This window comes from Candidatus Zixiibacteriota bacterium (assembly GCA_036397555.1).
GTDB lineage: Bacteria > Zixibacteria > MSB-5A5 > WJJR01 > WJJR01 > DATKYL01.
This window is the reverse complement of record DASWIS010000006.1, coordinates 1-6,921: the sequence shown is the minus strand read 5'-3', so window position 1 is coordinate 6,921 and position 6,921 is coordinate 1. Positions and strand designations below refer to the sequence as shown.

Genomic DNA, 6,921 nt, shown 5'->3' with positions numbered 1-6,921 from the left:
CGGTCCTCCCGAGGAGGGAGGAGACAGTCTGGTCCATCCCAAACAGACCGGATTCCGTGACAGGAGCGGCGGATGCAAGAGGTCCAACTTCGGCGTAATCCGTTGATTTACTTGCGAATTCAGTTATGAAACTGATTCTAGCTGAGGGGCACCGGTGCCACCACCGTGGGATTGGTAGTCATGAAACGTAAAGCAAGATTCGCAGTTGCGCTGATCCTTATCCTCGGTGCGGGGTGCGTGGGGAAGCGCATACTGATGAATGTCAATTCGTACTCGCAGCCGGACTATGACCTTCGAACGGTCAGAACATTCAAAATGGTAATATTGGGATTATCCACTAATGAGCTTATGGAGCAGACGCTACTTGCAATGGTAAGGGATTCATTGGAATCAATGGGGATGCAGTACAATGCCGACTCGCCCGACGTTGTAATTGGGATTGTCGGTAAGCTTGAATCGCATCACGAGAACATCCCGGGATACACTGCTCACACCTCTCAGCCTCCTTCCGGGACGAGCCCCCCCAAAGGATTTTGGGAAGGTTTTGCTCAAGGTTTAAGCTCAACGCAGACAACAACAGTCCACGATCGAGCCATTGATACTTACTATCGCGCCATCACCATAGGTATGGCAGAATCAGACACGTCTTCACAACTACTGTGGTTGGGTAGCGCCGAGAGCTGGGGATCCACAGGGGACCTGATGATTGTAGCGCCGCATTTGATCAACGGGATACTGAGTGAATTCCCTGTTCGGAGTGGGAAAGGGCCAAAGCGTTCGGCCAAAATGTAACCCCAGTTGGAGTGACTAAAGATTGTACTTCGAACGGCCCCCAGCGTCCATTGCGGAAAAGGCCGACGGCGACCAGACAAATCCTCAGCAATCTGTGAGTCACCGCCATTGCAGACTATGCCGGCGAGAAGCCCCATTGCAGCACTCACACATTATTCCCGAATTCATGTACAAGCCGATATACGATGAAAAGCATCGGATTCATGCGATGTCGACTGATCCAAACCTTCCCAATCGACACGATAGACAAAAGGGAATCCGAGAGCGACTATTGTGCCAGGACTGTGAGACGATTCTTAGCGTCTATGAGGGTTACGCCAGCAAGTTATGGTATGGCGGCGCAGACGTTCATTTCGAGAAGCGCAACTGGGGAACGTACATGAGCCACATCGAGTACTCGAAATTCAAACTGTTCCAAAGGTCCATTTTGTGGCGCGCCGCAGTCTCGTTGCTGGAATACTTTAAGGAAATCCAGATTGGAGCCAAACACGAGCAGCGACTTAGAGAAATGATTAGAGCGAATGATCCAGGCGAGCCCCACGAATACGGTTGCCTGATGTGCGCGATAATCTCCGACGATCTGGAAGGCAAGACAGTTAATGCTGTCCTGACACCCGAACGGATTAGTCGAATCGATGGCCACACTGCCTACCGGTTCATCTTTGGTGGTGCAGGCTGGGTATTCCTTGTTTCAAGTCACGCCGCTTCATTCAGAGGGCGACCTCTCTTTCTTCAACGCACTGGGACGCTTCATGTGCCAGTTGTCAAGGCTGAGGAGACAGGTTTTTTCACAGGGCTTGCTAAAACCCTTGTCAAGCTCGGGAAGGTCCCAATCACGCATTAATCAAGTCGGTGTCTTGACGCACTGGTGCTCCACAACTTTCTGTGGGGATGCTCACTACCGCTCCAGATCATCCCCCAAATACATCCGTACTCAAATACTTCAGCCCCGAGTCCACCATCAGCGTGACCACGATGGCGTCGGGGCCGCGGCGTTCGGCGACTTGGATCGCGGCGATGACATTCGCGCCGGATGATGTGCCCGCGAAGAGGCCCTCTTCGCGGGCGAGGCGTCGGGCCATTGCCTTGGCGTCGTCGGTTTTCACTGCGATGATTTCGTCGGCGAGATTGGGGTCCCACAGCGGCGCAATGTAGCCGATCCCGACTCCTTCGATCTTGTGAGGTCCGGGCTGACCGCCGGAGAGCACCGCGGATTCGGCTGGTTCGACCGCGACAAACTTCAGCTTCGGATTGTGCCGCTTCAACACCGTGACGACACCGCGCGATGACGCCGCCGTGCCGACAGAGTGTACAAATGCATCGACCTTGCCGTTAGTCTGGCTCCAAATCTCCTCGCCCAACGGATAATACCCGGTGATACTATCTGTATTGCTGAGCTGGTCGGTCCAATAGGTGTTCGGCTCGCGGCTGATCTGCCGGGCCGCTTCGATCATGTCCAAAATCAGCTTCTTGGTTGTCTTGCCGCCCTCGCTGGGGACCAGCGTCAGTTCCGCGCCGAACGCCGCCATCTGCCGCCGCTTCTCCTGACTGAACGCATCGGAGGTGACGATGCGAAGACGGTATCCTTTCGCGACACAAATCAGCGCGAGCGATATGCCGGTGCTGCCGCCGGTGTATTCGACAATCGTGTATCCCGGCTTCAAGCGTCCATCCTCCTCGGCACGCGCGATCATCGCCTGCGCCAGACGGTCTTTCATGCTGCCGGTCGGGTTCTCCCATTCGAGCTTTGCGAAGATTCTCGCGCAGCCGGGCGGGACAACCTTGCGCAGTTGCACCATCGAGGTGTTGCCGATGGCGGAGAGGATGCTTGGAGAGGAGTACATCGAACTATTCTCCACTCATAACACAATCGCCGCTGTGGATTCCCTCACCCCGTCCCCCTCCCAACGGGAGAGGGCGATTGAGTAAATCTCCCCCAGAGTCAGATTCGTTTCCTCTCCCTCTGGGAGAGGGTAGGGTGAGGGGAAGGATACGGAATGCCGCATCACCCATGCAGCATCTTAAACGCGTGATTCCACGAATTCGTCATCACACCGTGCAGGACCCAGGTCATGCACATCGGCTCGAGATAACGTGACGATTCGATGCCGCCTGAGTCAATCGTGCCCCAGCCAAAGTCTTTGAGCAACGCGGCCACGCGTCTCTTGGCGTCAGCGTTGTTCCCGCAGATGAACATGTCGGGTGGACCACCGGGAAGATTCGGTCGAAACATCAGCCCGCTTCCGACCGTATTGAAGCACTTGATCACGTGCGCATCCTTGATCGCCCGCTGAATCTGCTCACCGAGCGAGTCCGTGTGTCCGACCGAGAGTTTCGGCGGCATCCCGCCGGAGAAATCGAGCGGGTTGGTCGCATCGAGCACAAGCTTGCCCTTGAAGTTCTCCGGTCCCGCCGACTCGAGAATATCGAGCGTCGCGACACCCAATGTCGCCAACGCGATCGTCTCACCGAATTGTGCGGCGGCGGCGAAAGTCCCGACCGACGCTTTGGCCCCGGCCGTTTTCTTCCATGCGAGCGCCTTCTCATTGGTTGCGCTGCGCGATCCCATCATCACATCGTGTCCGAGCGCGATGAATCCATCGCCGAGGTGTTTCCCGACATCTCCGGTTCCCAGAACCCCTATCTTCATCGGTCTATCCTCCTGACACCCTGATCGTTACGGCGGAATCCCGACTGTGGTCGGCGCCACGCACTGGTTGGGCTTAAGGTACACTCCGGATCTAACCTGGGCCAGAAAACGCTGTCGTTGAACCCGATGAGAATCCGATACAGGAAGCCGAAATCGTCCAAAGACCGCGTCGTGACGCCGAAATCGCTTGACAATTCTGCAATCATGTCGGAGCGTTGGGCTTAGGACAATCCTCGGTCCGGGTCCCAAGCCGGGCCACACCAATAGCATACGGGGCAGGAGAGGGGAGGCGCTCTCAGGGTCTGACCGTCGAAGTCAACCGACGCTAATCCTGCGGTTGCGCGTGTCAGCTATCCGCCATTTCTGTAATCGTTTCCAATCAGGTAACTGTCTCACCCGCTCACACGGCGCTGGCTTCGAGTATCGCAGCGACTGACGGCCGGCGCATGTGTGAAACCGTGAACGACATAATTGAAGAGTTTTCCAATGCGCAGCTCGTTAAGCGCAGGGACGCAGATTGATACGGCGTCCTGTCTGGCAGCTTGAACCGTTAACGCAACACCCCAACCATCACCTCACGAAGGGAGCCCCACATGATCACCGTCAGACGGATGATTTATTGTACCATCGCCGTCTTCCTGGTCGTCGGGGTCTCACTGTATTCGTTGAGCCAGGCCGGTCGTCCCAAACCGGGACCAGACGGCAAGGCCGATCCGACCTTAAAGTCGGTCGACGGCTCATTCAATACGGTGACACCGGCAACGATGGAAGACATGATGCGGGCCAAGAAGCACCCGCCAAAGAAGGCGTACACCGGGCCGCCAAACGTTGAAAACCCAAGCCACAGCGGGCAGGTCGGCGGTGAAGATATCGCAAGCGCGACCGTCATCGCCAGTATGCCGTTTGCCGACGTGGCTTCGACTTCGGGCTTTGCGGACGATTATGATGAGTCGTGCCCGTTCGTGGCGGGCGGATCGCCCGATGTCGTCTACTCCTACACCCCGGCATCCGATGAGAAGATCACCATCGAGCTGTGCAATTCGGCGTACGACACAAAAGTGTACCTTTACGAAAACGCCGAGACGGCCGGGTCGCCCTATGCCTGCAACGACGACGCCTGCGGTCCGGGCTTCGCGTACCAGTCCCGACTGGAATGCGTGCAGTTGACCGGCGGCAACACGTACTACATCGTCGTCGACGGCTACGGCGGGGAATTCGGCGACTATGATTTGTCGATCGAAGTTTGCCCCGAATGCCAGGGCAACGACGATGTGGCGTCCGCCATCGACATACCGGGTCTGCCCTACACCGATGCCGGGTCGACCTCCGGCTGCACGAACGACTACGATGAGGCCTGTCCGTTTACAGGATCGACTTCACCGGACGTCGTCTATTCGTACACACCGGTCGCCAACGAGGCGATCACCATCGACCTGTGCAATTCCTCTTATGATACGAAGGTGTACGTCTACGAGAACGCGGTCACCGCGGGATCGCCTTACGCGTGCGATGATGACGCGTGCGGCGGCCCGACCTATCAATCGCACATTTCCTGCCTGAGCGTCGCCGCGGGCAACACGTACTACATCGTCGTCGACGGTTACGGCGGGCTCAACGGCGACTACGAGTTGAACGTCACGTCCTGCGGCATCGTTTGTCAGGGCAACGACGACGTCGCCTCGGCGACGGTCATCCCCGGCATTCCCTATGTCGATGCCGGCTCCACGGTCGCCTGCGTCAACAACTACGACGAGACCTGTCCGTACAGCGGCTCGACCTCGCCCGATGTCGTGTATGAATACACGCCCGCGGCCGACGAGATCATCAAGGTCGTATTGTGCAACTCATCGTACGACACCAAGGTCTACATCTATGAGAATTCGGTCACGCCCGGATCGCCGTATGCCTGCGATGACGACGGTTGCGGAGCGGCGCTGGGGTATACGTCAATCCTCGACTGCACCCCGGTGACCGGCGGCAATACGTATTACATCGTCATCGACGGTTACGGTGGCGCATCGGGCGACTATGTGCTTGAGGTTGACGAGTGCCAGTGTCTCAACGACGATGTCGGCTCGGCGGTGGTCATCGGCGGACTGCCGTATTCGTTCGTCGGCACGACCGAAGACTGCGTCGACAATTATGATGAGGTCTGCCCGTATTCGGGTTCGACTTCGCCCGATGTCGTGTTTGAGTACACCCCGGCAGCCGATCAGATCATCAATTTGAGTCTCTGCAACCCGGCGACCGATTACGACACGAAGCTGTATCTCTATGAGAACAGCGTGACGCCGGGATCGCCGTATGCCTGCAACGATGACTTCTGTCCCGGTTTCATTTCCGAGATCTCCTGCCTGCCGATCACGGGCGGGAACACCTATTACATCATCGTCGACGGTTACGCCGGCGACTATGGCAACTACGAGTTGACGGTCGACGCGGTCGAGGCGACGATTACATGTCCGGATGACGACACCGTCTCCACGTTTGCCGATCTGCCCGATTGCGATCCGGGCTTGGTGACTCTCGATGACCCGTGCGGCGGTTCGACCGTGACATGCGAGCGGACCAGTCTGGGCGGAGTCGGGTGCACCGGAAGCCCAATAGACGTCATTTACACGTTCACGGTTACCGATGCGGTGGGAAATCAATCATCGTGTGACTGGATCGTGACGGTTGCGGCGCCCGACTGTCCGACCATGCCGGTTGCCGTCGGCAACCCCGGCCAGCCGGTCGATGTGGTCGTCGGTTCACAAGTGACCGTACCGGTCACATTGAACACCGACGGCTATGCGGTGCGAGATCTTGATCTGCTGATCGGATTCGATCGCACCGCCCTGGCGCTGCTGGATGTCCAGCGCGGCGAAGCGATGGATCAGTGGGAGTATTTCACCCACCGACTGTCCCAGCCCGAAGAGGGCGATAGACCGTCGCAGATTCGCTTTACGGCAATCACCAATCTGCAAAACGGTCCGGCTGTCCCGCCGGCCGACGCATACGTTCTCAACGGTACGATTGCGTACCTGACATTCGCCGTCAGCTCCGATCAGGCCAATGTGGGACAGGAGTTGTCGGTGTCTTGGCAAGGCCAGGATGGTTACGACAACGTCGTGATCGACAAATCCGGCACGATGGCGTTTGTCCGTGAAAACGCCGACGCTCAGGTGTGGCTCGCGGCATTGCCGAACACGATCATCGTTCCGACACTGCGCCAGACCAATGGTGTCATCCGTGTCGCTCCGCCGGCCAACGGCATCGGCGACATTAACCAGAACGGTTCGGCGTTCGAAGTCGGCGACGCTGTCCTGCTGTCGCGCGCGCTGGTGTACGGATCGAGTGCTCTGTCCTCCGATCCGCCTGTTCGTGCGGCGCAGATTGCGGCCTCCGACATCAACAACGACGGGGTGATGCTGTCGGTCGGCGACCTGGTCTATCTCGTGCGGATTCTGACGGGTGAGGCGTCGCCGTCCGGCGCGGCC

5 protein-coding genes are annotated in these 6,921 nt (G+C 57.7%); 3 read left to right on the top strand and 2 right to left on the bottom strand.

Annotated elements, in window-relative coordinates; genetic code table 11:
- Positions 1-180 precede the first annotated feature (180 nt).
- Together VGB22_01175 and VGB22_01170 are read left to right on the top strand one after the other, a co-directional pair.
- Positions 181-792 (top strand): DUF4136 domain-containing protein, encoded by a 612-nt coding sequence (locus tag VGB22_01175; protein HEX9749888.1) that lies wholly within the window; start codon positions 181-183, stop codon positions 790-792.
- Between the two features lie 379 nt (positions 793-1,171).
- Entirely contained in the window at positions 1,172-1,636 is a 465-nt protein-coding gene (locus VGB22_01170) for a hypothetical protein (GenBank protein ID HEX9749887.1), read from the top strand.
- 67 nt (positions 1,637-1,703) lie between these two features.
- On the opposite strand, the gene VGB22_01165 is transcribed toward VGB22_01170, so the two are convergent.
- Positions 1,704-2,636, bottom strand: coding sequence for a cysteine synthase family protein (locus tag VGB22_01165; GenBank protein HEX9749886.1), 933 nt, complete (start codon positions 2,634-2,636; stop codon positions 1,704-1,706).
- A gap of 161 nt (positions 2,637-2,797) precedes the next feature.
- Entirely contained in the window at positions 2,798-3,442 is a 645-nt protein-coding gene (locus VGB22_01160; GenBank protein HEX9749885.1) for an NAD(P)-binding domain-containing protein, read from the bottom strand.
- Between the two features lie 593 nt (positions 3,443-4,035).
- Here VGB22_01160 and VGB22_01155 point away from each other — a divergent pair.
- Positions 4,036-6,921: hypothetical protein (locus VGB22_01155; protein ID HEX9749884.1), on the top strand; the 2,886-nt coding region annotated here is incomplete at its 3' end.